Raw genomic sequence first — 25,302 nt, 5'->3', positions numbered from 1 at the left:
TACGTAGTATCCCCATTCCTAAAAAGGACGGAACTACCAGAATGCTGAAAATTCCCACTATGGCAGATAGAGCTTGGCAATGCCTAGCCAAATATGCCTTAGAACCCGCGCACGAAGCAACTTTCCATGCAAAGAGCTACGGCTTTCGACCAGGACGTTCGGCACATGATGCCCAAAGACAACTGTTCAACAATCTAAGCTCCAACGTTAATGGAATCAATAAACGAGTCATAGAACTCGACATTGAAAAATGCTTCGATAGGATAAGCCACACCACAATAATTGATAACCTTACAGCCCCTAAAGGCATTAAAACGGGAATATTCCGATGTCTAAAAGCAGGAATTAACCCCGAATTTCCAGAACAAGGTACACCTCAAGGTGGAGTGGTAAGCCCCCTTCTAGCTAACATCGCATTAAATGGTATTGAAAGTATTCATAGATACCACCGAAACGCAGGAGCTAGAATTACAAACGGTACTTCAATAAAAGATATCACCGAGCCATCAATCCGTTACGCGGATGACATGGTAATAATTCTCAGACCTAAAGATAATGCGAACGAAATACTTGAAAAAATCAGTCAATTCCTAGCTGATAGAGGAATGAAGGTAAGTGAGAAAAAGACAAAGATAACCGCTGCGACTTCGGGATTTGACTTTCTAGGCTGGCACTTTAAAGTACAAAGCAACGGAAAATTTAGAAGTACTCCCTCAGTGGAGAATTTCAAAAAATTCCGTGAGAAAGTTAAGAAAATCGTCAACAACTCGAATTATGGTTCTAAGGTGAAAGCCGAAAAGCTGGCACCAACAATTAGAGGGTGGAGAAACTACCATAAATTCTGCAAGATGGATGGTTCGCGATTTTCGCTATACCACACACAACACAGAACTTACAAGGTATTTAATAAAGAAACTAAACAAGACCGTTATACCTGTAAGAAATTACTTGATAAAGCGTTCCCAAAAGTTTCTTACTCCGAAAACAAACACGTCATGGTTAAAGGAAACAAATCTCCCTACGACCAAGATATAACTTACTGGAGTGAACGCAACAGTAAATTATATGACGGACATACTTCTAAAGCCCTAAAAAGGCAAAACCATTCATGTACAATATGTGATCTAAAGTTTACAAGTGAAGAACGAGTACACCTACATCACATTGATGGTAATCATAACAACTGGAAAATCAAAAATCTAGTGGTTATACACGAATCTTGCCATGATTATATTCACATGAGCAAAAGCCGTAAAGCTTAAGAATATCGGGAGCCGTGTACACGGAAACGGGTACGCACGGATCTAACTGAGAGGTGCGGGAGATAATACTCTCCATCGACTCAACCCTAAAAGCCCCAAAACTTTTTTCCCTAATACCTACTTCCTACTCCCTAACCTCAGCTATTTTCTTCGTCAATACTTTCCAAATTCTGCATCAAATTTTGAATCCTCATCCGCTCAATGTAAGGCCATCCTCCTTCTGCTTCAATGTCTTTTAAAAGCGAGTACAGTGCTTGACGATTTGATGGTAAACTTTCTTGAAAAATACCGTCTCTAATTTCTCGATGCAATTTTTCTAACTGCCTAAGCAATGCCAAAATAGCTAAAATATCTCCTTGAGAAATGGCAGAGTATTCGTGAATTGCGTCTGTAACTTCTTGCAATTTGTAAGATAATTTATCTGAATCGGGACTTTTACCGTTGCTCATAATATTAATTAGTTAATTATTTAACTGTGATACTTGGGATTAAAGACAAACCATAACTTTGGTTAACTATAGCAATGGCAAAATTAAATGCCGATTAAGAGGCTTCTTAAAAAGATTAAGCTTCAACATTTTGCACGAATTATGCCTCTGGGGACTGGAATGGAGCTTATTCTTTAAGTTAAGTTACGTTCGGGCAAAAGTTCTCTTAACATTTTTAAACATTTTCTTTGTAAAGTCATCTAAGATGAAAAAGCATAAATAGAATGTATAACTGTTACTTTGTCAACCCCTATCTCCAAAAATAATCTACATAATCCAGTTTTTTTCAATCTAATCTTTAAAATTTTTATAGGAATGTAAATATTTGTATAAAAATCGGATCGTTACATACATTTGAGAATTGAGCGGCGATCGAATGCGGGTTGCAATATATATTCTATGTGTCGGCAAGTTGTGAGAGAATGATATTGACTCAATATAAAATTTCATAACTTACGATGAATAAAGGAGAACTATAAAAAAATTTTGTCATAACATAACTATAAAAAACATTTACTTTACTTTTTGCCTGTTGGCTTAAAGTAGCTAAATGTAAATAAGAAAATTACAAATGTACTTGCGACGGCTGTTGCAGGCATCTTATCAAGATGGTGGTTGGGATGTTATATAAAAGTTAGTTGACTTTTGCCCTGAGGATTGAATATTTCAGCTTTCATCTGACTGCATTAAGTTGTTGTGCTAGATTTTTGGTTTTCAAAGTAGGGGTCAAAAATTATTTGTGACCTTACATCTTTTGATGGTTGGTGGTCTTGAAATATAGTGGATATTGCGCCGCCAATATTTTGAGATACTCAAGAATGGCAATGTATACAAGTCCGAGTACAAACTTATCGCTTTAGGAATTGAAAACGTTTAACTACGTAATCATTTTTTTTGGTTTAACAACTAAAAATATTAATTTTTGACATTGAGGTTAATCATGAAGTATCGCGCTTTAATAGCTGGATTAATGGCTGTAATGTTGGGCTTATTAACAGCTTGTAGCCAAGGTTCGGATATGGCTAGTAGTGGTGATGGTAGAGATTTACTTACCTACGAAGATATTAGAGGTACTGGTTTAGCTAATAAATGTCCTCTACTTTCCGAAACGAGTCGTGGCTCTATCCCCATCGAGCCAAACACATCTTACGAAATTAAAGAACTTTGTATCGAACCTACCGCTTATTTTGTTAAAGAAGAACCTCTTAACAAAAGACAAGAAGCTGAATTTATTGGTGCGAGACAGTTGACTCGTAAAACTTCATCTCTCGACCAAATTCAAGGTGATTTGAAAGTTAACTCAGATGGTAGCCTGACTTTTGAAGAGAAAGATGGTTTTGATTTCCAAGCTATTACCGTGCAACTACCCGGTGGGGAACAGGTTCCTTTCTTATTTACCGTGAAGAATTTGGTTGCTCAAACACAACCTAATTTAACTAGCATTAATACCTCAACAGATTTTGAAGGAGATTTTAAAGTTCCTTCTTATCGTGGTGCAACTTTCTTAGATCCTAAAGGTCGTGGTGTTGCTAGCGGTTATGATAATGCAATTGCGCTACCTTCCCAAGCAGATAGTGAAAGACTCAGACGCGCTAACATGAAGAGTGTTGAAAGTGGTAACGGTCATATTTCTTTAAATGTTGCCAAAGTAGATCGTATAAGTGGAGAAATTGCTGGTACTTTTGTCAGCGATCAACCTTCCGATACTGATTTAGGTGCTGGTGAACCTTTAGACGTAAAAGTTCGTGGTTTATTCTACGCTCGTGTGGAACCAGTGTCATAGTTTTTGAAAAAATCTAAAAAATCTGCGGTATCGCTTAGTTGCTCTTGATTAGAGAAATTGCTGGAAAATTTGATTAATATTAAGGGCTTTTAGCCCTTTTTTTTATGGATTTATAAAGTTAATTTATCGTTTATCTTCTTTCTTTGTTGTTAAATCATAGTTTTATGTAGATTTTAGATTTGTTTTTTTATTTATCTAAAACTTTTTATAGTAAGTATTTTCTCTGAAAAAATTTATTAACTAATCTACTCAATTACACTGTTGTACCTTTTACCAAAAATTTAGCCAAAACTTCAAAAAACTAAATTACGTAATAATTCGGTTTCAGGTTGCTAGTGTTTTTGTATATTTTTTTATATATAGCCCTTTAGCTACTACATAAACAAAGCTCAAAAATCGCATTAATACTACTTCATAAGTCTGCTGACTTAAAAGCCGCGTCCTTTCAATTAATCCTTTCGATCCATAGTCCGATCGCCGTCCGTTATTAAGTATCAATAACGGAGGAATATGTTCGTCTGCGTTTTCTACATCAATACGCTTTTCAAACTGCATCTCCAGATATTTACGGTTGTTCTAGTTTAAATACTTGTTTTATAAATCATCAAGGTGCTATGCCTACTACCTTACTCACTAAAGAACTTAAGCATGAAATTTGGCAGTTATTGCGAGAATATCAGCAATCTCAGTCAGCCGAAGTTCGCAATCAACTGGTAAAGCTCAATTTTGGACTTGTCAGAAAAGAAGCTTATTATTGGATAAATCAATGCCACGAAAGTTATGATGACTTACTTCAAGTAGGCTGTCTGGGCTTAATTCGTGGTATCGAAAGATTTGATATTTCCAAAGGTCATGCCTTTAGTTCCTTCGCGATTCCTTACATTCGCGGTGAAATTCAGCACTACCTCCGTGATAAAGGTGTCACTGTTAGAATTCCGAGGCGTTGGTTGGCTCTACAGCAGCAATCGGCAGGAGTTTCTCGTTCCTTGCGCGAACTTTATAATCGTCAACCGACCGACTCTGAAGTAGCCGCAGCATTGTCTATTTCACTTGAAGAATGGCAAGAAATTAAACTAGCTTGGGCAAATCGCGCTCCTTTGAGCTTAGATGTGCCTGTATACGATGGAGACGAAAGTTCGGCTAGTTTAGCAGAATTGGTTCCCGACCATAGTTACCGCAGTTTTCAGCTGGCGCAAGAAGACCAATTACGCTTACAACAAGCCTTGCTTCAGTTAGAAAACCGAACCCGTCAGGTCTTGGAATTTGTATTTCTACACGACTTAACGCAGAAGCAAGTAGCTGAAAAACTTGGTATTAGCGTAGTCACAGTTTCTCGTCGAGTCAAAAAAGGACTTAATTCCCTCAAGCATCTGATGGTAACGACAGAGGATTAATCAAAATCTATACCATGTTGTATAAAATAATCCTTGACCCGAAAAAAATTAGGTTATAACTGTATCAGATTTCACTTTTGATACAACTTAAATCAAATTGATTTCACTTATACAAATTTTCTCCTCTTAAGATTGAAAATGGCTAATGGCTAGACATTTAAAAATCACAATTGCATCTATTGCATCTATTTTAGCTTTGGCGATCGCCGGATGTTCTGGTGAAGAGGAACAACAAACTGTTGAACCGATCCCCACCGAAACGGCAGAAAACAACCAAGGCAAGACAAGCGAACAGTTTAAAAACCCCGTTGTGCCACCTAAGCAACCTACTATTGCTCGGGCACCTTCGACTTTAATTCAACCGACTAATCCTACAGAACGAGTAGGTATAGTAGCGAAAGGGCGTACAGACCCGTTTGACGAGATTATACCCCCGATCAAGTTCGCGACTAAAAAGCCTGAAGATTCTACTGCGAGTAAGCCACCAAGAGCTGTTCCGCAATTGCCTCCTTTACCGACATCTAGTAGAGGAACTGCATCAACAGGAAGACCTCCTAGGGTTGCGGTAAGACCTCGTAGAAGTGCGGTGATTTCTGCAACAGCGGGAGGAAGAAGCTCAAATAATTCTAATTTTGGCGGAACTAACAGAAGAAATCCGCAAGCAACAGGCAACAAACCTAGCTCTAACGGTAGTCGCATCGCAACGAATAACGTACCTGCTAAGATACCTGTTTTGCCGCAACAAATGCCTGGGGTAGTACCGCCACCGGAACTTGCACCTGTATTACCGCCACCACCAGAACCGAAGTTAGCTCAAGCTGTTTTAGTTTCGGGGGTAGTTCAAGTAGGCAATCGACCTCAAGCAATCATCAAAGTACCTAGCGAACCTACTAGCCGCTACGTTCAAGCGGGACAAAGATTAGCAAGCGGACTACTTGTTAAAAGAATTGAAATGAATGAAGGTTCCGAACCAATTGTTATTCTGGAACAATATGGTATTGAAGTAGCCAGGATGGTTGGAGAAGCACCTATGGGAGCAAGCCCAGATACGGCTTCAACAGAAAATCCTGTTTCGACATTACCATCGTTACCAAAATCTGCATCTGTCGGTGCTTCTTAAAATATGGAGACAAAGGAAAAGATTGTATTTGCCGGTTTACCTTTGGCAGTCTATCGCGAGATTGCGGCTCATTTAGGTTCTGTTGAGGGAATAGAAGTGGGATTAATCTCTCAAACTTCTCAAGAATTTGATTACAATCAAAGCCAAGTCGGTGGTTTATGGATTGATTACGGTTCAAACTCTAATTCGCAAACCAGGCAATGGGTGAAGCAGATTCTAGCTTATTATCAACATCGTTATGATGGTAATATATAGTTTTTAGGGTTAGATCAAAGATCAAAGCAAATTCATTTTAAACATCATAAATAAAGATGCTGAGTAGTGCGAGCCGGAAAGCTCGCTAGCTGCCATCAGAAAGCGAGACAGCGGACACTATGAATTTATTACCCATAAAAATTAGTGTGGCTAGGGATGTTCCTAAGCTTGTCAATTAATTGGAATGAATATTAATTAGGACTTACGCAACAATAATGGAAAATATATTGTTCCAAACATTTAAGATCCCCCCAACCCCCCGCTAATTTGGGGGGCTTTGCGTAAGTCCTGTTAATAATGACCTCTCTTCTTTTAAGTTGAGAGGATTTTGCATTGTTTGTATAGTTTTGTATAACCGTAATTATCACAATGCTAAACAAGTGTTATTTATTTCGCTGTTCTCTATTCCCCGTTCCCTTTGACTCGATTCAATTGTGCTGAAATTTTAATCGAATGTAAGCTGTCATACATTTCCACAGAAGCAAGATTACAGACATAGCCAAGACTGCAATAGGCGAATAAGAACACACGTCTTTTCAAGTTGAACTTATTTGTATTCGTAACGTCTGACGAAACATAACACAGATCGAAGAGAGCAAAAGAGCAGTTGAGAACGAGCTGTAATAAACTGCTAAATCGCAACTCAATATAACTTTGAACGAAATATTGCTGATTATAATGCTAATCTAATTACACTTAAAGGCAGCAGTTGCATTGTGTTTTAATCAAAACAACAATTTATGCAACCAATTACAGATTGAGTGCGGTAAACTTGCAAGCAAGACAATCCAAATAATACTACGGCTGCTATCAGTTTTAGACATCACTCACAATGGAACAGTGGCAATTTCTGATACAGAAAGAAGGCGAACGTACTTGGCATCCTCTGGAGAAGCCAAATGTAGAAATTACAGAAGGTCGGTATCGAGTAGTTGCTCGTTCTAACCGTACTAATACTGATGTGGAGGTGCGGGTAACTCATTCTTCCCCATCGGAAGTTCCACCGATACGGCGCATTCAAAAACGAATCCGGCGCGTTAATTCAGAAGGTTTAACGGCTATAATTCCCTTTACTTATCTCAAGTCGGGACTTTGGGAATTACAATGTTCTGGCGATTTAATGTCAGACCTTCTTGGTGCTTCTTGGCAATATACTGTTAATTTAGCAGTTATACCTTTTTCTATTGAGGGAAAGATAATTTCGCCAACAAAACCAAATCATAATTCCGATAAGCAATATAAAGTTGCCAGCGAGGATATACAAACAAATCAAACAAATCTAGTTAAATCAAAAATTAAAGATGCTCAATCTAACCGTTATCCAGTTTCCTCTAAGGATTTCAAGACAAACGATGCTGGATTAATATCTTCTATTTCTATAGAAACAGCTGCAAACATTGGTTCTAATAGCAGTATTACAGGTAAACTAACTTCTACTCCCCCCAATACTGGTAAAAAAGCTGTTTCGGATCAAGAGAAGGGCGAAAAACCTGCTGACAAATTACGAGAGTCGCTTAGAGCTGCTGAGGATAAACAAAAAGCTGTTACTAAAAACCGGACTCAAAAATCGACTTCAAAAGTATCAAAGGAGCAAAATAAAGTTGTTAGCGAAATTCCTACCCAGAAATTAGCAGAAAAGGCTAAAGGTTTACCCGAAATTGCTGTTAATGCTTCACCAGCCGAAAAACAAACAGCATCGATCGTTACATCAAATAAACCTGTTAATAAAAAACCATTTCCAAAATCGTTAGAAAGTAATACAGCAACATCAAATCAAAAAGACGTTAGCGAAAAAACCGTTAAAAAATCGGCACAAAAGCCAAAAAAATCAAAGAAAAAAGACGTTAACAAAAAACCACTACGCAAAGAAGTAACGGCTATCACCAAGCAAAATTCTAACCCGGTAAGAATTAAAGGTGATACAGCAGAGCAAATTTTACAAAATTTGATGGAGTTAGCTTTACCGTCTTCGGAACCTTTGCTTGCCGATGACAGTATTGAAAATGCACTTACAGCCCCACCGCTTTTACCGTTACTGATAACTTTAGATCAAGATAGTCACGTTGCAAGTTGGGGAAGCACCATTACACTTGAAGGAGTTATCCAACTCAAAGAAACAACAGATCCGCAAATTAAACAAATTACGAGCGCCGAAGTAGAAATTGAATTGCGATCGCCACAAAATTCTCAACTCTTACAATCTTTTCGGCTACCCAACCCTAATAAATCGCTACCGTTTGCGATCGCATCTTTAATTAATATTCCCGAAGAATGTCCTTCTAAGTTAATTCTCGGAGAGGTCAAGTTATATGGGGCACTTTCACAGTCGGGAGTTGTAGAGTTATTAGCCAGCCAGTCTTTTACAATTACGGCAGAAATTAAAGAATTATTGGCGATTACTGTTGCCAATCCGAAAGGTGAATTAGAAAAGTTTGCTTGCTCTACAGAAGAATATTTTGCACAAAATGCACCTCAAATCTTAGAAGAGTCTGCATCTCTGGATTTAGAACTTTTTAATTTAGTAAAAACAGTTAAACCAGAACAACAATCGGTAACACGGGTAAAATCAACCAAAAACTCTCTGCCACCGCGTATAGATCCTCGAAAGCTTCGTAGGAGAGTCGTAACGCATCCACTAAAATTGCCCAGCGTCCCCGGCTATCAAGAGAAAATAGATGAATACATCAATAACGGATACATAGAAAATTTTTCTGGTTCAGCTATTACAGGTACTAGTTTTCCTTTCTTACGAAAATCAATACCTAGCCGCTTAGTAGAAGTTGATGAAGATGTTGATCGAGATGAGGAATCAACACACACAAGCGCTACCGAAAGTCAAGAGATAGCTCAAACATCTTCCCAAATTGAGAATAGTTCTCAAGCCGAATTAGTAGTCGATGAAAAAGACGACTATATGGAGGAATTTGAAGAACCAGTTACCCCCCGCAATTCAGAATTAATTGCAGGAGAAAATCTTAATACTTCTCCTTTAATTAGACAGTGGATGCTTTCCCAAGGATATACCGTTCCCGAACCCATTGATGTAGAGTACGAAGACTACGATATTGAGGTAAGGCAACAAATTTCTTACCAAAACCCACAAGATAATAATTCGCAAGTATTACAGCCAGAAAAAGCACAAATAGATATACAAGCAGCACCATCGCCTTATATCTCGATTTCCACTTCTTCGCAATGGCAAGTCAATCAAATAACAGCACCATCAACTCAAATAGCTCAAGAAATCGTATTAGACGATACAGATATTTTTGCAGATGATATATTAAATGCGGAAAATTCCCAACCAGATGCAGCCGCAGATGATAAAACAGAAAATTCATCAAGCTCAGCACTGACAATAAGCACTCAAAAATTAGAATATTTACCGATTCCCGAACTTTACGTACAGCAAGGGGAACTTATTTCAGGTAAATCGCTTAGCGTGCGAGTGCGTCTACCAGAGGGAAATCCTCATCTTGCCGTTAAATTATGGTTGGAAGATTGTCAGACAAGGCATTTACTCGATGGTCTCCACCTATTGACTAATTTAACCCCTAACAAGAATCAACAACTAGAAATCATAACTAAACTAAACGTTCCTTTCGGTTGTTTAGAAATTCGTTTAGAAGCGGTTGCGATAAATAGAAGCACCCAACAGGAAAGTCATAAATTTACTATCCAGCGTACTGTAATACCTCCAGACTTACCGGCTGTTCAACTCGATGCAATGTTAGGAATGTGAGCGGTAATAGGTAAAGGGTTTGCTGTGCGGCTGTTAATAACCACTAACCACTAACCACTAACAACTAACAATTAACAATTAACAACTTTCATGAAAAGACGTTGTGTTACAAATATGTACAATTTTGCTTTATGACGGTGCAATTTGCAGTAAGCTCGTTTTGAATTGCAATATGATTTTTTAGGAGGTTTTACTATGGCTGCATCTTTTCTGCCATCCGTCCTCGTCCCTTTGACTGGTCTTGTTTTTCCAGCAGTAGCAATGGCATTTATGCTGTTGTACATGGAACGCGATGATATCGGTTAAATTTCGATTCAAATAAACAAGCAGGCAGGATATTCCACTTAAATACAGCTAACTCTTGTTGTATGGGCATCCTGCCCGTTTTTCCATAGAATTTTTGATCTCGTAGCTAATATAAATTATTCCCCATTCCCCATTACCTGTATTTCTTAATAACCACCAATTAAAAACCGCCCATCTGTTATAGATAGGCGGTTTTCAAATTCTAATTTCTAATCAAATCCACCGAAAAATCGGACTTTGTTTGAATGGTTCGAGATTTTCTTAAATAGAAGAACCGACTCCAGCATAGGCACCATAGAAGAAAATGCCTACAACAGTAATTACGCCCAATCCTGCGATTGTAGCGACAACCCACAAGGGAATTTTTCCGCCTCCAGACATGATATTAACTTGCCTCCTTAATCACAACATCGAGTAGCGGTAAATAAAAAATGATTAATTAATAGATTAATCGGTGTCCAGTCAACTTAGTTAAAGAAGTAACTGGAAAAAAGAATCCCTAGAACAAACACTAGTAGTAGTCCGAGAAACAAAGATGTTCTATTTAACTCTACTGGCTGATTATTGGAATTAGTATTTCTCTCCATCAAAAACTCCTAGCGTTGGATAAACTGCATCGCGGCGATCGCGCCCAAAAAGAACACGGTGGGTACTGCTAAAGTGTGAACCGCTAGCCATCTAACGGTAAAGATTGGATATTGTATCGGTTGGTTGATATTATCTGAATTTGTCATAACTTAAAACTACTTTCCAGTAAATACGTCAACTTGATTTTTAGCTTCAAAACGGTTGTTCACAAGTGGCACTTCTTGCCTTTCTTGGGTGAAATAGGTATCTGGACGAGGGGTCCCAAATGCATCGTATGCTAATCCGGTGCTAACAAACAACCAACCTGCAATAAATAATGCAGGAATGGTGATGCTGTGAATCACCCAGTAACGAATGCTAGTAATAATGTCTCCAAATGGACGTTCTCCAGTAGTTCCACTCATTTGCTTAACCTGATCATTACTTGAAGTATGTGTTTATTATCCTACAAACTTAAGAAACAGTTACAAGTTGCAACAAATTCTCATAATTAAGAATGATTATTCAATCTCAATTTCCCCTCTTATTCATCTTAAGCTTCTGAGACCTCTGATGGCGGCGCAATATCAGGCTGATACTTCAATAAAAAGCCCCGATCCCCGATAATAAATCCTTTCTCAGGAGACAAGAAAACAATTTTGTAAAAATTTGTTGCGACATCTTCTACATCCCGGTCTTTTTCCCAGGTTTCTCCGCCGTCGGTGCTGTGGAGTAAGTTAGCACTACCCCCGCTAAGCCAAACATCGGATGGAGTACGGTAGGCTAAATCGAGCAAACCCCAACTGGTTGATATTTCTGGATATTGAGCATCAAGCCATTCTTCTAAACTGTTTGGTTCGCTAAATTGTACCTGTCCACCTCTGGCTAACATCCACATTTGCCCATTTTGAGCAAAACCCATGTTTTCTACTTTGCGAGAACTATTGCGCTTGTGCTGAACCCAAGCGCTTTGTCCGGGTTCCCAAGTCGAGTAAAAGTTTCCTTTACCGGAAACAGCGATGTATCTTCCATCTTCGGAACGTTCAATATTACGTACAACGCCTACAGATTCTTCGACTTGCGCTTTCCAGTTTTTACCACCATCTTCGGTTTTATATATTGCTCCGACATCAGTAGCCATTTCAGCTTTATTTTTACCTAAAGCCACGATGTTTACAGGATTACCGGGCAATTTTTCGCTCAAAGGAATGCTCGTCCAAGTTTTGCCTTCATCGGTGGTGTGTAGCAAAATGGAAGGCTCCGCAGCTATCCACCCTTCATTGCCGTTAAAATCAATTGCGTTAAAACGGTAATTGTCATCACCTAGCTGTAAAGCAATAGGATTCCAAGATTCGCCAGCATCTTTTGTTTCCAAAAGGGTAGATTTATTCCCAACGACAAAACCATGATTGGTGTCATCGGTAAAAGCAATATCAAATAGCTTGGAATCAGTAGGTAGAGAAATTACCTCCCAAGGGTTGTAACTCATGGAAGGAACGCTACTGCAACCGAAACAGATAAGGGCGATCGCCAACAATGCTAATATTCGTCTGACAATTCTCATATTGGCAACATTTCTATCAGTTTACTTTTTGATTAATTTTCTTAATTGGTGTGTTAAAAGCTTCGGTGGCTAATGGTAGATTATGTGCCCAGCTTTACATACGTAGCTTTTTATTTTAAGCCATACAGACTGATAAAAAACAAGAAACCAAGAGCCAAAGCACCAAAAATCAAGATATTTTTTTGACCGGGGGTTAGTTTATTAACGCCAAGTCCATAGCCGAGATTTTCCGAAAAACCAGAAGCAGTCCCGGCAGGACCAACGTTTTCAAAGGCTTTCTTTTTAGCCGTGCAAACCGGACAACGCCAGGTTATAGGTAATTCTGCAAAAGCAGTACCCGCAGGGATGTTATGACTGTCATCTCCTTTTTCCGGTTCGTAGACGTAACCGCAAGCACGACATTCATAACGGTCTAGCTCAGTACTTTCAACAACTTGTTCGCTCATAACTCTCTTTAGGAACAAAGCTTAAATATACGTTAAAAATTATGACATAATTGGCGGGTATTTCTATGAAAAGCAAAAAGTAATCAAATCTTATAATGGTTCTGTTTCTTAAGTTCCAGAACCGTCAAATCGATATAATGTAAGAATGTTAAGTGAAATTACAAAGTTTCTAACGTTAATAACGGATTTGTATTTATTGTGTTTGTCCTAAGCGGTTACGAATACCTTCTAGGCTTCTTGATAGTGTGCAGCTTGGTGCCTGCACTAGCTTTGTCTGCTTCTAAACTTCTGCGTCCAAGCAGTCGCAGTCCCGAACGTCGCACCACTTACGAATCCGGCATGGAACCGATTGGTGGAGCCTGGATTCAGTTCAATATTCGCTACTATATGTTTGCGCTGGTGTTCGTGGTCTTTGATGTAGAGACTGTGTTCTTATATCCTTGGGCTGTTGCCTTCCATCGTCTGGGTTTGCTCGCATTTATTGAAGCGCTTGTTTTTATAGGAATTCTCGTAGTTGCCCTAGTGTACGCATGGCGTAAAGGAGCTTTGGAATGGTCTTAGACAATACAAAAGGCATAGAAAAAAATCAAGAACGTATTATCAATCCGATACAGCGTCCCAACGTTACTCAAGAATTATCGGAAAATGTCATTTTAACTACTGTTGATGACCTCTACAACTGGGCGCGACTTTCTAGTTTGTGGCCTTTGTTATTTGGTACTGCTTGCTGCTTTATCGAATTTGCGGCTTTAATTGGTTCTCGATTCGATTTTGACCGTTTTGGCTTAATCCCTCGTTCTAGTCCCCGTCAAGCTGATTTAATTATTACTGCGGGTACTATCACGATGAAGATGGCACCCCAATTAGTGCGTCTTTACGAACAAATGCCAGAACCCAAGTATGTAATTGCTATGGGTGCTTGCACAATTACTGGCGGTATGTTCAGCGTCGATTCTCCGACAGCAGTACGGGGAGTAGATAAGTTAATTCCGGTAGACGTTTATTTACCTGGATGTCCTCCACGTCCGGAAGCGATTATTGATGCGATTATTAAGTTGCGGAAAAAGATTGCTGATGATTCCATGCAAGAGCGCGATTTGATTAAACAAACTCATCGCTATTACAGCACCACTCACAGCATGAAGCCGGTGGAAGAAATCCTCACTGGTCAATATTTACGCTCCGAAACCCGCTCTACTCCACCAAAAGAATTAAGCGAAAGCATTGGTATGCCAATACCGCCAGCTTTATTAACTTCTAAAAATCTTGAGGAGGTAGAACGTGGCTGAAGAATCAAAACCAGTACCAGCTGAGGAACAGTCACCCGTAGAAGCGGGTAAAGTTTCCCAATGGTTAACTGAAAACGACTTTGCTCACGAGGCTTTAGAAGCAGATCATGCTGGAGTCGAAATCATTAAAGTAGAGTCAGATTTTCTGCTACCAATTTGTACTGCTTTGTATGCTTATGGGTTTAACTATCTCCAGTGTCAATGCGGCATTGATTTAGGTCCCGGAGAGCAGTTAGTTAGTATGTACCACTTGACTAAAATCAGTGATAATGCTGACAGACCCGAAGAAGTACGTGTAAAAGTATTCTTGCCCCGCGAAAATCCGACCGTACCTTCCGTGTACTGGATTTGGAAAACAGCAGATTGGCAAGAGCGCGAATCCTACGATATGTTCGGAATTAATTACGAAGGACACCCCAACTTGAAGCGAATTTTAATGCCGGAAGATTGGGTAGGTTATCCCTTGCGTAAAGATTACGTTTCGCCAGACTTTTATGAATTGCAAGACGCTTATTAAAGCAATTTGAATTTGTCAATAATTACCCCTCGGATTTGGTTCGGGGGGTGTTTTTTTTTGAGAGGGGAGATGGGGAGATGGGGAGATGGGGAGATGGGGAGATGGGGAGATGGGGAGATGGGGACAAGGAGACAAGGAGACAAGGGGACAAGGGGACAAGGATAATTTTAACCTTTAACCTTTGACCTCAAAACTCTGCCAATGGATCTATTTCTAAAAGTTCTGGCGTGGGTATGGATTCTAAATGTTGGAGAAAATCGAGTAATTCTTCTTCGGTAAGTAAAGTACGTCCTCGTTTACCGTAAGTTTCAATTAAATATTCCCTTCCTTGCTGGGGAGTCCAATCAAGACGCTGCATTTGAACGTCGGTTTGGACGATCGCCTCAGATAAATCAATTGGCTCGGTTTTTTTATTTCTTTTGGTTTTGGCTTTTACGGTTTTATTTTGATTTGGTGAATTAACTTGACTCGGAGTTGAATTATCTAATGCTTTATCTGGTGTTGGTAGATATTTAAGATATCGAAGAAAATCAAGCAATTCTTCTTTGGTAAGTAAAGCACGTCCTCGTTTACCGTAAGTTTCAATTAAAAATTCCCTTCCTTGCTGGCGAGTCCAACCCAGACGTTCGATTTCAACGTCGGTTTCAGCAATTAACTAAGATAAATCGGTAGTTTCGACCATTTCAATTTTGAATTTTAACAACGGATGTTTTTGTGCAGGGATTTTAGATTAAAGGAGGGAGAAAAGAGAGAATAAAAACTTAACTCCTAACTCCTAACTCCTAACTTTAAAACCCTGCCAACGGATCTGCTTCGGAAAGTTCTATTTGCGTGGGTATGGATTCTAAATGTTGGAGAAAATCAAGTAATTCATCTTCGGTGAGTAAAGTACGTCCTCGTTTATTGTAAGTGTTGATTAAATATTCCCTTCCTTGCTGGGGAGTCCAATTCAAACGCTCCATTTCAACGTCGGTTTTGGCAATTACGTCAGATAAATCAATGGGTTCTGTCTTCTTCTTTCTCTTAGTTGTGGTTTTTTTGGTAGTTCTTCCATTACTGCTTTTGCTTGCGGAGGTAGCTTTACTTGAAGCTGGTTCTTCTTCAGGTTCTTCCTCGGAGTCTATATCCGTATTTTCTACTGGTGCATCCAACTCTGGCTCGTCATATGTTGGCAGCGGTAATGGTTTATCAAAGTCTTGGCTGTAAATATCGCTGTCATCTTCTACCGAAAAAACCTCGGGAATGCTAGATACATCGGTCGTCTGTGTTACTTCGGCAGAGTCTATTGGTGGAGTATTTGATACAAGAGTTTCTGGTACTTCAGTAGAGTCTGCTGGTGGAGTATTTGATACGGGAGTTTCTGGTACTTCAGTAGAACTTGCGGCTGGAGCGTTTGATACAGGAGTTTCCGTTACTTCAGTAGAACTTGCTGGTGAAGCGTTTGATACGGAAGTTTCCGTTACTTCAGTAGAGTCGCTGTTAGTAGAGCGTTCGTTTACTCGGGCTTTTGCAGTAGTTAAAGAAGAACTTGAAGCTAACCCTAGACTTGAATTTGGAGATGCTGTAACTTCTTGCTGCTGTACTTCTGCTCTATGTTGTTCACCCTTCATTGCTAAAACAATTAATGCTCTAGCTCTGGATCTATCTTCTGCTTCTTCAATGGTGTCAGCGGCGGCCATCCCCGTAGCGCGGGTTACGCCTTCAATAGAGACGCTGGAACGAACGATATATTTACCGTGGTGAATCTTTAGTAATTCAGTAGTGAGGCTACCTGTAGGATACAAGCTCTGAAATTGAGCCAACATAATATTGCTACCAATTTAAGTCTGCTTTACGTGGATTAAAGGTTGCTGTTAGGATTTTTAGTTTTTATCTAAAACACAACCACAAAATTGAAAATTATTTCTGAGTTGAACGATTGAATCAAAAATTTTAAGTTACGGTCATTTTCCTTTTTAATGTATCGAAGATTGTGTATCGCAAAACTTGTTACAAGCTTTTGATGTGTTATGGTGTTTACCGAAGGTGCCTTCTAAAGCTGCAATCAATTATTTTTCTTTGCTGAAAAATAGTTAGAGGCTACACCGCAAGATAACCCTAACACAATGAGGTTACGGTAGGAGCGGTTTTTTAGATTCGAGTCAGGTTAACTGCTCCCTTTGCATAGCGGCGTAGTAAACTACATATATGACCGTATTTCTATTAACCTTTATATTGCCATCTGAATTCGGCAGTTGATTGCTAGACTTAACTTTAACTAAGCAAGTGCGTCAAAGTTACGGGCATTCTAAATGCTAGATTCGTCTGGCACATCATGGGGGCATTTGAGACAAAGGCAAGGCATTAATAGAATACGACATATACGCGAATTGTGTTAGTTTAACTTGTCCGTTGGAACAAAAATAGTGGCTTGTGTTCTTTTCTAAATTAGACAAGAATTTTTATCAAAAACCTTCTTGTGTAAAAGTTCCACTATTAAGTTCAAGCCTTCTTTCATCTTTTGGGTTAAGTGTTCCAATTGTAGGAAAAGGTATAGTCAATGAAGTGATTTTTTGGCTTAGTAGTGAGTAATTTTTAGTAGTATTGCTATCGATGCTATACTAAATACCCAAATTGCTATCCAGAACTACATTCTGGAAGTACCCTCCTTATCTACAATATAAAGTAATGGTTCCACCTCCCCAGGCGGTTTGGCTGCCAAGCTAATTGTTACCGATTCTACGTAGGGGCAGTTCGGTTTATCGGCAGTTTCTCCGAGTACATTTTCAGAGTTGAGTGGTGTCAAAGTAGCCGCACGTGTTGAACAATTGAACGCGGACTAGTTTACCGCAGAACGCTCGACGGCAAACTAGTAATTCAATTTGTTCCCATGTTGCTAATATTTAAACTTCGTTGCTAGTAATTACAACGGCGGAGTAATAATAATTTCAGGCGTGCTTTGTTAGATTGGCGATTATGTTGGCTCTTACAGGTCAAACAAACTCTCTTGTGAATTGTGTAATACCCTCTATGGGGGCGGGTAATTCGTTTCTAGATGACCGAACCAATTTTAGATTTAAAGGACACCTGCTCATGGGGAGCCAGCCTTGTAGGTTGTCATCCCGTAGTACAAGGGAGGGGACTGGCATGGTTTCCCCACTCGCTGCTGTCCGGGATTTTGGATAATAGTTTCGCACCAAGGCAATTTTGTCTGATGAAACTTGTCGCAAATGGTGATTCTAATTTCATTGGGGCTTACTAGAATCTCTTAAACCTACGGAAAATCTGGGGTTTTAATCCAAAATCTGGTGCAGGAAAGTTTACTGGGACAGAAGCCGAACTCAGCAACTTTCCGTAAACTCAAAATCCAAAATTGATTGACTTCTTTGCCTTTTGTGAGGGTACAGGCAAGAAGACTAACCAATTAAAAAAAAGATGTTTTAACCTCTATGTCGGTTCAGCGCATGGAATTTTCAATCGCTACACTCCTTGCCAATTTCACTGATGATAAATTGGTAGCTCGCAAACTTCTCGAAAAAAAACTTGGTTGTGAAGATGATGACAGTATACAAAAACTGGAAATTGCCTTAGATGTTTTAGAAAAAATCGGAATTTTGGCGAAAGAACGAGGCAAGTACCGTCGTCTTTCTGAGGATTCTTTAATTGAAGCTAAACTCCGCTGTTCTTCTAAGGGCTTTTGCTTTGCAATTCAAGATATAGAAGCTGCTGAAGATATTTATATCCGAGAAAGCCATTTAAGTAATGCTTGGAATGGCGATCGCGTTTTAGTTAGAGTTCTCAAAGAAGGTAGTCGCCGACGTTCTCCTGAAGGTGAGGTGAAGCTGGTTTTAGAACGCTCTAACCACACTTTATTAGCGCGAATTAAGCAGATAGAAGGAGGTTTCCGCGCGGTACCTTTGGACGATCGGCTGCTGTTTGAACTCAAATTACGGCAAAATGGCGTTACTTTAGACGACGCTATCGATCATCTTGCCCACGTTCAGGTGCTGCGCTATCCTTTGGCTCAGTACCCACCATTGGGTAAGGTGGTGCAAATTCTCGGTAGCGATGCGGAAGCTGCTGCTGATATTGATTTAGTTACCTGCAAACACGACCTTTCCCGTACTTTCTCGGATAATGTCGAAGATGTAGCTGCTAAATTGCCCAAAAGGATACTCAAAGCAGACCGAAAAAATCGACTTGACTTAACAGACAAGTTTACTATTTGCATTTGCGCTAACGCCGATTCTTCAAAAGTTAGAGAAAATGCTATCTCGCTGGAAGAAACTGAAGAAGGAAATTGGTTACTAGGTTTCCATATTGCTGACGTTTCTCATTACGTAAAGCCAGATGAAGCTTTGGATCGAGAAGCCTTGAAACGCGGAAGAAGCGTTTATTTAGGCAAACTTGTCTTGTCTATGTTACCCGATGCTGTAGCTGCAAGAAGTTCATTAGTTACCGGAAGCGATCGTTTGGCAATTTCTTTTCTGATTACCTTAGATGGAGAAACAGGAGTTGTTCTCGATTGGGAAATTCAGCCAAGCATAGTTAATGTTGATACGGATTTAAACCAAAAACAAGCTTTGGGAGTTCTTGCGGCTGAAACAAAAGAAGCCCCCGAAGTAGTAGAAATGCTGCAACAGTTGCAAGCCTTGGCAATAGTTCTCAAGGAGCAACGTTTAACAAGAGGTAGCTTACAGTTAAATCTGCCTATCCTACAAAACCCCTTCTTTGATGAAGGTGCAAGCGGGTGTGTTACCGAAACAGATTCGCCAGTTAGTACTTTGTTAACGGAATTAGTACTGTTAACAAATCAATTAATGGCAATTCATTTGAATGCTTTGGGTATTCCTGCTATTTGGCGAGTTCAAGGGGCACCCGATCCAGATGACGTTCAAGAAATGCTCAAACTAGCAATTAATTTGGGAGTGGAACTTGCGCTACCGGATGATATTGAGATTCAACCTTTAGATTATCAACACTTAACTAAAGTATTTGCTGAATCTGCTTCCGAACAAGTTCTGACTTATTTATTGCAAGACACCCTCAAGCCACCTACTTACACTACCAATCAAGGAGGACACTTCGGTTTAGCCTTACCAGACGGTTATCTTCACTGCACCTCTCCCCTGCGACGCTATCCCGATTTATTGATGCAAAGGGTTTATTATGCCTTAATCGAAAACGGACGCGATCGCCGCAATACTCGGATAAAGGAACGGGTGAATTTACGTTCTAGTAATAGCCACGGTGAAATCAACTGGAACGTATTACCTCCGGAGCTACAGCAAGAACTACAAACCGATCTAGCAAGGGTAATTACCCAAATTAACGATCGAGAAAAGGAAGTTCAAGAAGCTGAAGCTGATTTAGAAGGGCTTAAAAGAGCCGCTTTAATGAAGCAGCGAATTAGCGAAGTCTTCAGTGGTGTAATTACTGGCGTTCAATCATACGGATTCTTCGTAGAAATTGAGGTACCAGCACAAGAAACTGAAGAAATTAGCAACATACCTTTGCGGGTAGAAGGGCTAGTACACGTTAGCTCTCTCAAAGACGATTGGTATGAATATCGCGCTCGGCAGCAAGCATTATTCGGTCGTAAAAATCGCGCATCTTATCGACTCGGCGATCGCGTATCCGTACAGGTCAAGAGTGTCGATTATTACCGCCAGCAAATTGACTTAGTGACTGTAGGTAACGATGAAGGAGGAGGCGATCGCGATTCCGATTCTCCCGGTTACTATATGCCGCAACATTACGAGTCAGACGATTTGGAATATCAAGACTAGGGAGTAGGAAGTTAGGAGTTAGGAGTTAGGAGTTAGGAGTTAGGAATGAATTATTAATTAATTACTCTCCCCATCTCCCCCTCTCCCCCTCTCCCCATCTCCCCCTTCGGGTATCTCCTCCGGAGACGCTACGCTAACACCACTTCTCTCGTACTGCGGGAGACGACCCACGAGAGTGGCTTCACCATCTCCCCATTTCCCCCATTTCCCTTAATTCAGCAAACAAGTGTCCAATAACGCTAAGCCATTAATAATAGGTGTCTCAGGCGCATCAGGTCTTATTTACGCCGTTCGCGCTCTTAAGTTTTTGTTAGAAGCGGAATATGCTATCGAATTAGTAGCATCCAAATCCAGCTTTATGGTTTGGCAGTCGGAAAATAGTACACCTATGCCAGCGGAACCGAAGGCGCAAGAGCAATTTTGGCGAGAGCAAGCTGGAGTCAAAGCAGCGGGTAAACTGCGCTGTCATCCTTGGGCTGATGTGGGAGCGAATATTGCTAGCGGTTCTTTTCGTACTTCAGGGATGATAATTATGCCTTGCAGTATGAGTACTGTAGCTAAGTTAGCTGGTGGGTTAAGTTCGGATTTGTTAGAAAGGGCTGCCGACGTTCAACTTAAAGAAGGACGAAAGTTGATTTTGGTACCCCGCGAAACTCCTTTGAGTTTGATTCATCTGCGTAATTTAGTCAGTTTAGCCGAAGCAGGAGCCAGAATAGTTCCTGCAATTCCTGCTTGGTACCATAATCCCCAAAGTGTAGAGGATTTAGTTGATTTTGTTGTAGCTCGGAGTTTAGATCAACTTGATATTGATTGTGTCCCGATTAAACGCTGGCAAGGTCGTTAATAGAAAGTTAAGTGTAAAGTAAGAAGTAACGTTTAATTAAAGCAATAATAAATTTTTATTATTTATCCTTGATGCTTTTTCCATACTTCTTTTAATTCCTATGGCTGTAATTCGCTTGATTCTCTTAGTCGCAGTATTGGGAGGACTTATGCTATTGCTAGCGCAAAATTGGTCTCCTGCAATACCCTTAGTCTTTTTGGGCTTGCGAACCCAACCGCTTTCCTTGGCTGTGTGGATGTTATTAAGCACTGCTGCTGGTGCGTTGACTTCTTTATTAATGAGCAGCTTGGTTAAATTATCAAGCCGTGGTACAAGACAACAGCGTCAAACGTCATCATACGAGCCATTCGATTCACCCCGCGTGAATAAAAGAACTCCACAGGAAAAAGCTTCCAAGGAAAAAGCCTTCAAGGAAGAACAATTCAAAGAGAGAATATCTACTCCCCCACCAGCTTCACCACAATCATCAGATCAGTTTGAGGATTCTGATGATGATGATTGGGATTTAGATAGAAATGTTAACGATGATTGGGATTCTCAAGAAAGAGAATATGTTGAAGAAAAAGAATATATTACATCTAATTCTCGTTCTAGCTATACAAAAATTCAAGATGATAGGGATTATGAAGATTTTGAAGAGCCAGAAAATGATTATGACTCGGCTGATTCTTCTTATTCTTATGAAAAAAGTGATTTAAAAGATTCTAGGGCAGAAAAAACGGAAGTATATGATGCCGATTATCGGGTGATTGTGCCACCTCCGACTCAATCAACAGTTTCAGGCACTTCAGATAAATCGAACGACAAGGGGAATGATGACGATTGGGATTTTTTGGAAGAAGATTTTTCAGAAGATAAACCGCAGCGTTAACGAATAAATAATAAATACTTTTATCAATATTCGCCGCTTGATTCTACTTAATCCCACAGCGTTCGCGGGATTCTTGTTTGACTCTACCATTCATCGCTGCTTCTTGGAGAACCACGAAAGCGCTAAAATCTTCCCACTCATAATGGGTTGTTAACAATCGGCGCAGCTGATTTTCTGCCTCTACACTTAAATAACCAGTTGCTAAAGCGTTCTGAACTACATCACGAATTCTAGTCATTATTTAAAACCTCTGCTCTACTACATTTGTTTATACGAGCTTTCTTAGATAAAATATGCACTCGTCAAAAGTTTTGCGAATACTGGCATAAATAAAACAATTTTTCTGAGACAATAGAAAATCCTTCTCATTTAAAACTCCATAAAATGCTAACCGTAAAGTTGATGATTGTGTAAATAATTATTACCAATCTGATTTTTAAGCAAAATGTATGGTAAAAGACAAAGCGTTAAGTTAAAGTAAAATTACTACTTTTTAACCTGCTTTACTAGACCCTGCATTATTGACTTATATTGATTGAATAAAGTTTCAACGATTTTTTATTAAGTTTCCGTTAAGTTCAAAGATAGCGAAGTTGATACTAAAAAGTCACCTAACGACCGTTAGTAAATTCGTTATAAATTCATTGTTATTTATTATTGCTTTAAAGAAAAATACTTAGAAACTGGTTAAGATAAGCTCTATTCGAGTTTAAATAAATCAGTAAAAATAATGAGTCCAAGTAGTCGTCGAAAGATAGAAGAGGAATTTAGTGAAGCTAAAAATAATTGGGACTTAGAAAAGTTGTATATTGATTTGGCATCTGGGAAAGGAAAAGCTTTAACTCCTGTAGAAAAAAAATTCCTTCGAGGTTTGCTATGCGGTTTTAGTCCGGCGGAAATTGCCAGCAAAGTTTATAAAACTCGTAGTAGCAGCACTGTTAGGGTTTATCTTTCTAATGGATTATATAAATATATAGAAGAATTGTTAAGCAAGCAAGCCTCGGACTCGGTTAAGGTAAAAAACTGGAGTCGGGTAACTCAATTGCTGGAAAAAGCGGGTTACAAGAAAGCTTGGCTGCAAATCGAAGTCGCGACTCACAACACAACTACTAGTAGAAATATTGCAGCAGGAATAGCCAATATCGCATCTAATTCCATGCAAGATTGGGGAGAAGCTATAGATGCAAGCATTTTTTACGGAAGAGCGAGTGAGTTAACTCAAGTAAAAAAATGGATTTTGCAAGAGCAAGTGCGTTTGGTAGTACTTTTAGGCATGGGTGGGATTGGTAAAACTACTTTTTCGGTAAAGTTAGCTTCCCAAGTTACAGATAATTTCGATTTTATTATCTGGCGATCTTTACGTTTTGCTCCATCTCCACAGGTAATTTTTGAGCAACTTTTAGAAGTTTTATCCCCACAAACCCTGACAAAGGGACAAAGTATTTCTACTAGTATTTCTCAACTGGTAAGCTGTTTACGCTCTTCTCGAACTTTGATTGTTTTAGACCATATAGATTCAATTTTATACAGTTTTAATAACGTAAATACTGAAGATTATTCAGGGGTATTATCAAGCAATAGCACTATAACTGGTAATTTCAATATAGATATGCCGATCTTTCAATATCTTCCCGGTTATGAAGCCTTTGGGGAGTTTATTCAACGCTTGGGAGAATCTCAGCATCAAAGTTGTTTGCTGTTAACGAGTAGAGAGAAACCCCAAGAAATTGCTGCTCTCGAAGGAGAAAATTTACCCGTTCGCTCCTTAAAACTAACGGGATTAAACAAGCTAGAAACCTCTTCTATACTTGAATCAAAAGGATTTGCGGACTTAAAAGAAGAAGAATCCGAACACATAATGCAGCGCTACGCGGGAAATCCTTTATTTATCAAATTAGTTGCTACAGCTATTGTGGAATTATTTGCTGGAAATATAGAAGAATTTCTGCAACAGGAGACAGTTGTTTTTGGACATATTCGCGCTTTGTTAGACGAGCAATTTAACCGCTTATCTATTTTAGAAAAGCAAATTATGTACTTGCTAGCTCTCAATGATGATTTTGACTTACAGAAATTGCAAAAAGAACTAGTATTGAGAGTAACAGGGCGATTAACCCTCGAAGCCGTCGAATTATTACAAAGGCGATCGCTAATCGATCGAGTACCTGAAGGTTTTTCGCTAACGCCGGTATTACGTGAATATTTGATTGAAAAGCTGATTGAGGAAAATTTGAAATTTAGCCAAGATGAAGCGAGTTCGCTATTGTTTGCTCACAGCATTTTTGAAAAGCAGTTGAAAAACCATCTGAAAGTCAATCGCTAAATGCTTAACTTTAAAGTAGAGTGAGAATTAGAAAAAAGAAGACTTACAAGAGCGTGAACAACTTATTACAAGGGATTAACCTCTACTTAATCGGGATGATGGGTGCTGGTAAAACTACTGTGGGGCGTTTACTAGCAAGCGAACTTGGATATGGGTTTGTAGATACCGATGAAGTCATCGCTGCATCTGCGAAAAAAAGTATCAATCAAATATTTGCTCAAGAGGGAGAAACTGAATTTCGCCAACTAGAAAGTGATGTTCTCTCCCAAGTTAGCGCTTATACAAAGTTAACTGTAGCAACTGGCGGCGGGATTATATTAAAGCGGAAAAACTGGAGTTATCTGCATCACGGTTTAATTGTCTGGTTGGATGCAACACCGGAGTTATTATATAACCGCTTAAAAGAAGATACTACAAGACCGTTATTACAAGATAGTAATCCTTTATTAAAAATAGGCAATCTTATAAAAGAACGAGAATCACTTTATGCTTTAGCCGATTTACGAATAACTCTTCAAGAAGGGGAAACCCCCGAAGAAATTTCCAAGCGAGTACTTGCACAGATTCCCAGCGTTTTGAAAAATCCGGGAATAAGAAACCGGGAGTAGCGAGTAGGAATTGTATTTTGTCGGTTGGCTTCATGGCGCACCAAGAAGTATGGTTTTTCAGAAATAATTAATCGCGATCGCCATAACCCAACATTGTATTCTCTGTATTTTGTAATATAACTAGGGAAAGGCAAAAAAATGATCATGTTGGGTTA

Annotated in this window: 26 protein-coding genes and 1 pseudogene; 15 read left to right on the top strand and 12 right to left on the bottom strand. The window is 39.4% G+C overall.

Annotated elements, in window-relative coordinates; genetic code table 11:
- Nucleotides 1-1,262 (top strand): group II intron reverse transcriptase (locus ACM03V_RS12090; protein WP_414621027.1); only part of this gene is annotated, 1,262 nt, incomplete at its 5' end.
- Nucleotides 1,263-1,399: 137 nt separating this feature from the next.
- On the opposite strand, the gene ACM03V_RS12085 is transcribed toward ACM03V_RS12090, so the two are convergent.
- Entirely contained in the window at nucleotides 1,400-1,711 is a 312-nt protein-coding gene (locus tag ACM03V_RS12085) for a hypothetical protein (protein WP_414621026.1), read from the bottom strand.
- A 979-nt stretch (nucleotides 1,712-2,690) separates the two neighbouring features.
- Here ACM03V_RS12085 and ACM03V_RS12080 point away from each other — a divergent pair.
- Nucleotides 2,691-3,533: a photosystem II manganese-stabilizing polypeptide gene (locus tag ACM03V_RS12080; protein ID WP_414621025.1), complete on the top strand. Its 843-nt coding sequence runs from the start codon at nucleotides 2,691-2,693 to the stop codon at nucleotides 3,531-3,533.
- A gap of 324 nt (nucleotides 3,534-3,857) precedes the next feature.
- On the opposite strand, the gene ACM03V_RS12075 is transcribed toward ACM03V_RS12080, so the two are convergent.
- Complete coding sequence (locus tag ACM03V_RS12075) at nucleotides 3,858-4,088, bottom strand: hypothetical protein (RefSeq protein WP_414621024.1); 231 nt, start codon at nucleotides 4,086-4,088, stop codon at nucleotides 3,858-3,860.
- A 59-nt stretch (nucleotides 4,089-4,147) separates the two neighbouring features.
- Between ACM03V_RS12075 and ACM03V_RS12070 the strand changes: the two genes are divergently transcribed.
- The 5 genes from ACM03V_RS12070 (at nucleotide 4,148) to psaI (ending at nucleotide 10,350) form a co-directional block, all read left to right on the top strand.
- Nucleotides 4,148-4,927, top strand: coding sequence for an RNA polymerase sigma factor SigF (locus ACM03V_RS12070; protein WP_414621023.1), 780 nt, complete (start codon nucleotides 4,148-4,150; stop codon nucleotides 4,925-4,927).
- Between the two features lie 145 nt (nucleotides 4,928-5,072).
- Nucleotides 5,073-6,047 (top strand): hypothetical protein, encoded by a 975-nt coding sequence (locus ACM03V_RS12065; RefSeq protein ID WP_414621022.1) that lies wholly within the window; start codon nucleotides 5,073-5,075, stop codon nucleotides 6,045-6,047.
- Nucleotides 6,048-6,050: 3 nt separating this feature from the next.
- A complete protein-coding gene (locus ACM03V_RS12060; RefSeq protein WP_414621021.1) occupies nucleotides 6,051-6,302 on the top strand; it encodes a hypothetical protein in 252 nt (83 codons plus the stop codon).
- Nucleotides 6,303-7,134: 832 nt separating this feature from the next.
- Nucleotides 7,135-10,044, top strand: a complete 2,910-nt coding sequence (locus tag ACM03V_RS12055) for a hypothetical protein (protein ID WP_414621020.1) — start codon at nucleotides 7,135-7,137, stop codon at nucleotides 10,042-10,044.
- Nucleotides 10,045-10,239: 195 nt separating this feature from the next.
- Nucleotides 10,240-10,350, top strand: coding sequence for a photosystem I reaction center subunit VIII (gene psaI / locus ACM03V_RS12050; protein ID WP_193920388.1), 111 nt, complete (start codon nucleotides 10,240-10,242; stop codon nucleotides 10,348-10,350).
- Nucleotides 10,351-10,611: 261 nt separating this feature from the next.
- On the opposite strand, the gene ACM03V_RS12045 is transcribed toward psaI, so the two are convergent.
- The 6 genes from ACM03V_RS12045 to ACM03V_RS12020 form a co-directional block, all read right to left on the bottom strand.
- A complete protein-coding gene (locus tag ACM03V_RS12045; RefSeq protein ID WP_414621019.1) occupies nucleotides 10,612-10,731 on the bottom strand; it encodes a photosystem II reaction center protein J in 120 nt (39 codons plus the stop codon).
- Between the two features lie 86 nt (nucleotides 10,732-10,817).
- Complete coding sequence (locus tag ACM03V_RS12040) at nucleotides 10,818-10,937, bottom strand: photosystem II reaction center protein L (protein WP_323239233.1); 120 nt, start codon at nucleotides 10,935-10,937, stop codon at nucleotides 10,818-10,820.
- 9 nt (nucleotides 10,938-10,946) lie between these two features.
- Nucleotides 10,947-11,084, bottom strand: coding sequence for a cytochrome b559 subunit beta (gene psbF / locus ACM03V_RS12035; RefSeq protein ID WP_096658387.1), 138 nt, complete (start codon nucleotides 11,082-11,084; stop codon nucleotides 10,947-10,949).
- 9 nt (nucleotides 11,085-11,093) lie between these two features.
- Entirely contained in the window at nucleotides 11,094-11,342 is a 249-nt protein-coding gene (gene psbE, locus ACM03V_RS12030) for a cytochrome b559 subunit alpha (protein ID WP_414621018.1), read from the bottom strand.
- A 128-nt stretch (nucleotides 11,343-11,470) separates the two neighbouring features.
- Nucleotides 11,471-12,481: a photosynthesis system II assembly factor Ycf48 gene (locus tag ACM03V_RS12025; protein ID WP_414621017.1), complete on the bottom strand. Its 1,011-nt coding sequence runs from the start codon at nucleotides 12,479-12,481 to the stop codon at nucleotides 11,471-11,473.
- Between the two features lie 110 nt (nucleotides 12,482-12,591).
- Nucleotides 12,592-12,927, bottom strand: a complete 336-nt coding sequence (locus ACM03V_RS12020; RefSeq protein ID WP_414621016.1) for a rubredoxin — start codon at nucleotides 12,925-12,927, stop codon at nucleotides 12,592-12,594.
- A 198-nt stretch (nucleotides 12,928-13,125) separates the two neighbouring features.
- On the opposite strand from ACM03V_RS12020, the gene ndhC reads away from it, so the two are divergent.
- Genes ndhC through ACM03V_RS12005 form a run of 3 tightly spaced genes read left to right on the top strand, consistent with a single transcriptional unit; the run spans nucleotide 13,126 to nucleotide 14,733 of the window.
- A complete protein-coding gene (gene ndhC, locus ACM03V_RS12015) occupies nucleotides 13,126-13,488 on the top strand; it encodes a photosynthetic/respiratory NAD(P)H-quinone oxidoreductase subunit C (RefSeq protein WP_414621015.1) in 363 nt (120 codons plus the stop codon).
- A complete protein-coding gene (locus tag ACM03V_RS12010) occupies nucleotides 13,479-14,216 on the top strand; it encodes an NADH dehydrogenase subunit K (RefSeq protein ID WP_414621014.1) in 738 nt (245 codons plus the stop codon). The genes ndhC and ACM03V_RS12010 overlap by 10 nt, the downstream gene beginning before the upstream one ends.
- Complete coding sequence (locus ACM03V_RS12005) at nucleotides 14,209-14,733, top strand: NAD(P)H-quinone oxidoreductase subunit J (protein WP_414621013.1); 525 nt, start codon at nucleotides 14,209-14,211, stop codon at nucleotides 14,731-14,733. Before ACM03V_RS12010 ends, ACM03V_RS12005 begins: the two co-directional genes overlap by 8 nt.
- A 187-nt stretch (nucleotides 14,734-14,920) precedes the next feature.
- Here ACM03V_RS12005 and ACM03V_RS12000 read toward each other — a convergent pair.
- The 3 genes and pseudogenes from ACM03V_RS12000 to ACM03V_RS11990 all read right to left on the bottom strand — a co-directional run.
- Nucleotides 14,921-15,388, bottom strand: a pseudogene (locus ACM03V_RS12000) (hypothetical protein); the annotation flags it as partial.
- A gap of 133 nt (nucleotides 15,389-15,521) precedes the next feature.
- Entirely contained in the window at nucleotides 15,522-16,538 is a 1,017-nt protein-coding gene (locus tag ACM03V_RS11995) for a hypothetical protein (RefSeq protein ID WP_414621012.1), read from the bottom strand.
- An 821-nt stretch (nucleotides 16,539-17,359) separates the two neighbouring features.
- Nucleotides 17,360-17,518, bottom strand: a complete 159-nt coding sequence (locus ACM03V_RS11990; protein WP_414621011.1) for a hypothetical protein — start codon at nucleotides 17,516-17,518, stop codon at nucleotides 17,360-17,362.
- A 658-nt stretch (nucleotides 17,519-18,176) separates the two neighbouring features.
- Here ACM03V_RS11990 and ACM03V_RS11985 point away from each other — a divergent pair.
- The 3 genes from ACM03V_RS11985 (at nucleotide 18,177) to ACM03V_RS11975 (ending at nucleotide 22,216) form a co-directional block, all read left to right on the top strand.
- Nucleotides 18,177-20,501, top strand: a complete 2,325-nt coding sequence (locus tag ACM03V_RS11985) for a ribonuclease R family protein (protein WP_414621010.1) — start codon at nucleotides 18,177-18,179, stop codon at nucleotides 20,499-20,501.
- Between the two features lie 226 nt (nucleotides 20,502-20,727).
- Entirely contained in the window at nucleotides 20,728-21,345 is a 618-nt protein-coding gene (locus ACM03V_RS11980) for a flavin prenyltransferase UbiX (RefSeq protein ID WP_414621009.1), read from the top strand.
- A 100-nt stretch (nucleotides 21,346-21,445) separates the two neighbouring features.
- A complete protein-coding gene (locus tag ACM03V_RS11975; RefSeq protein ID WP_414621008.1) occupies nucleotides 21,446-22,216 on the top strand; it encodes a LapA family protein in 771 nt (256 codons plus the stop codon).
- A gap of 43 nt (nucleotides 22,217-22,259) precedes the next feature.
- On the opposite strand, the gene ACM03V_RS11970 is transcribed toward ACM03V_RS11975, so the two are convergent.
- A complete protein-coding gene (locus tag ACM03V_RS11970; RefSeq protein ID WP_414621007.1) occupies nucleotides 22,260-22,454 on the bottom strand; it encodes a hypothetical protein in 195 nt (64 codons plus the stop codon).
- A 492-nt stretch (nucleotides 22,455-22,946) separates the two neighbouring features.
- Here ACM03V_RS11970 and ACM03V_RS11965 point away from each other — a divergent pair, with 492 nt between their 5' ends.
- Both ACM03V_RS11965 and ACM03V_RS11960 read left to right on the top strand, forming a co-directional pair.
- Nucleotides 22,947-24,539, top strand: coding sequence for an NB-ARC domain-containing protein (locus ACM03V_RS11965; protein WP_414621006.1), 1,593 nt, complete (start codon nucleotides 22,947-22,949; stop codon nucleotides 24,537-24,539).
- A gap of 53 nt (nucleotides 24,540-24,592) precedes the next feature.
- Nucleotides 24,593-25,147 (top strand): shikimate kinase, encoded by a 555-nt coding sequence (locus ACM03V_RS11960; RefSeq protein ID WP_414621005.1) that lies wholly within the window; start codon nucleotides 24,593-24,595, stop codon nucleotides 25,145-25,147.
- Nucleotides 25,148-25,302 lie beyond the last annotated feature (155 nt).

This window comes from Calothrix sp. CCY 0018 (assembly GCF_963920925.1).
In the GTDB taxonomy this organism is placed as follows: domain Bacteria; phylum Cyanobacteriota; class Cyanobacteriia; order Cyanobacteriales; family Nostocaceae; genus Rivularia.
This window is presented reverse-complemented; position numbering and strand designations above follow the sequence as displayed.

Excerpts from the sequence above, each read along its gene's own strand:
- ACM03V_RS12085 (WP_414621026.1), bottom strand. The coding sequence starts at position 1,711 with ATGAGCAACGGTAAAAGTCCCGATTCAGATAAATTATCTTACAAATTG.
- ACM03V_RS12080 (WP_414621025.1), top strand. The coding sequence starts at position 2,691 with ATGAAGTATCGCGCTTTAATAGCTGGATTAATGGCTGTAATGTTGGGC.
- ACM03V_RS12075 (WP_414621024.1), bottom strand. The coding sequence starts at position 4,088 with ATGCAGTTTGAAAAGCGTATTGATGTAGAAAACGCAGACGAACATATT.
- ACM03V_RS12070 (WP_414621023.1), top strand. The coding sequence starts at position 4,148 with ATGCCTACTACCTTACTCACTAAAGAACTTAAGCATGAAATTTGGCAG.
- ACM03V_RS12065 (WP_414621022.1), top strand. The coding sequence starts at position 5,073 with ATGGCTAGACATTTAAAAATCACAATTGCATCTATTGCATCTATTTTA.
- ACM03V_RS12060 (WP_414621021.1), top strand. The coding sequence starts at position 6,051 with ATGGAGACAAAGGAAAAGATTGTATTTGCCGGTTTACCTTTGGCAGTC.
- ACM03V_RS12055 (WP_414621020.1), top strand. The coding sequence starts at position 7,135 with ATGGAACAGTGGCAATTTCTGATACAGAAAGAAGGCGAACGTACTTGG.
- psaI (WP_193920388.1), top strand. The coding sequence starts at position 10,240 with ATGGCTGCATCTTTTCTGCCATCCGTCCTCGTCCCTTTGACTGGTCTT.
- ACM03V_RS12045 (WP_414621019.1), bottom strand. The coding sequence starts at position 10,731 with ATGTCTGGAGGCGGAAAAATTCCCTTGTGGGTTGTCGCTACAATCGCA.
- ACM03V_RS12040 (WP_323239233.1), bottom strand. The coding sequence starts at position 10,937 with ATGGAGAGAAATACTAATTCCAATAATCAGCCAGTAGAGTTAAATAGA.
- psbF (WP_096658387.1), bottom strand. The coding sequence starts at position 11,084 with ATGACAAATTCAGATAATATCAACCAACCGATACAATATCCAATCTTT.
- psbE (WP_414621018.1), bottom strand. The coding sequence starts at position 11,342 with ATGAGTGGAACTACTGGAGAACGTCCATTTGGAGACATTATTACTAGC.
- ACM03V_RS12025 (WP_414621017.1), bottom strand. The coding sequence starts at position 12,481 with ATGAGAATTGTCAGACGAATATTAGCATTGTTGGCGATCGCCCTTATC.
- ACM03V_RS12020 (WP_414621016.1), bottom strand. The coding sequence starts at position 12,927 with ATGAGCGAACAAGTTGTTGAAAGTACTGAGCTAGACCGTTATGAATGT.
- ACM03V_RS12010 (WP_414621014.1), top strand. The coding sequence starts at position 13,479 with ATGGTCTTAGACAATACAAAAGGCATAGAAAAAAATCAAGAACGTATT.
- ACM03V_RS11995 (WP_414621012.1), bottom strand. The coding sequence starts at position 16,538 with ATGTTGGCTCAATTTCAGAGCTTGTATCCTACAGGTAGCCTCACTACT.
- ACM03V_RS11985 (WP_414621010.1), top strand. The coding sequence starts at position 18,177 with ATGGAATTTTCAATCGCTACACTCCTTGCCAATTTCACTGATGATAAA.
- ACM03V_RS11975 (WP_414621008.1), top strand. The coding sequence starts at position 21,446 with ATGGCTGTAATTCGCTTGATTCTCTTAGTCGCAGTATTGGGAGGACTT.
- ACM03V_RS11970 (WP_414621007.1), bottom strand. The coding sequence starts at position 22,454 with ATGACTAGAATTCGTGATGTAGTTCAGAACGCTTTAGCAACTGGTTAT.
- ACM03V_RS11965 (WP_414621006.1), top strand. The coding sequence starts at position 22,947 with ATGAGTCCAAGTAGTCGTCGAAAGATAGAAGAGGAATTTAGTGAAGCT.